Source organism: Mesorhizobium sp. M7A.F.Ca.US.006.04.2.1 (assembly GCF_004022915.1).
GTDB lineage: Bacteria > Pseudomonadota > Alphaproteobacteria > Rhizobiales > Rhizobiaceae > Mesorhizobium > Mesorhizobium ciceri.
Window position 1 is genome coordinate 1 of sequence record NZ_RZQA01001437.1, and the last position, 844, is coordinate 844.

Sequence of the window (844 nt, forward strand, 5' to 3'; positions counted from 1 at the left end):
CAACCAGCTCTACCGCTTCACGCCACTGCAGACCTCTTTCGGCGCCAATATGGTGGCGCTGAATGGCGGCAAGCCGGAAGTGATGAACCTGACCGATATGCTGAAGGCTTTCGTCGCCTTCCGCGAGGAGGTGATCACAAGGCGGACGAAGTTCCTGCTGCGCAAGGCGCGCGATCGCGCCCATGTGCTGGTCGGTCTCGCTATCGCAGTCGCCAACATCGACGAAGTCATCAAGCTGATCCGCACCGCGCCGGATCCGCAGACGGCGCGTGAGCAGTTGATGGAGCGGCGCTGGCCCTCTGGCGACGTGGAATCTCTGATCCTCCTGATCGATGATCCACGCCACCGGATCAACGAGGACGGTACCTACAATCTGTCCGAGGAGCAGGCGCGCGCCATCCTCGAGCTGCGCCTGCAGCGCCTGACCGCGCTCGGCCGCGACGAGATCGCCGACGAGTTGAACACGATCGGCGCCGAAATCATCGATTATCTGGACATTTTGTCTTCCCGCGCGCGCGTCCAGCAGATCGTCAAGGACGAGCTTGCCGCCGTGCGCGACGAGTTCGGCACGCCGCGCCGCACCGAGCTCACCGACGGCGGTTCGGACATGGAAGACGAGGATCTGATCCAGCGCGAAGACATGGTCGTGACGGTGAGCCATTCCGGCTACATCAAGCGCGTGCCGCTGTCGCTCTACCGGGCGCAGCGCCGCGGCGGCAAGGGCCGCTCCGGCATGTCGACCAAGGAAGAGGATTTCGTCACCCGGCTGTTCGTCGCTAACACCCATACGCCGGTGCTGTTCTTCTCCTCGCGCGGCATCGTCTACAAGGAAAAGGTCTGGCGG

1 protein-coding gene is annotated in these 844 nt (G+C 63.5%); it reads left to right on the forward strand.

The features are described 5' to 3' along the window. The coding region (locus EN925_RS37880; RefSeq protein WP_281040712.1) for a DNA gyrase subunit A at positions 1-844 on the forward strand (844 nt) is incomplete at both ends.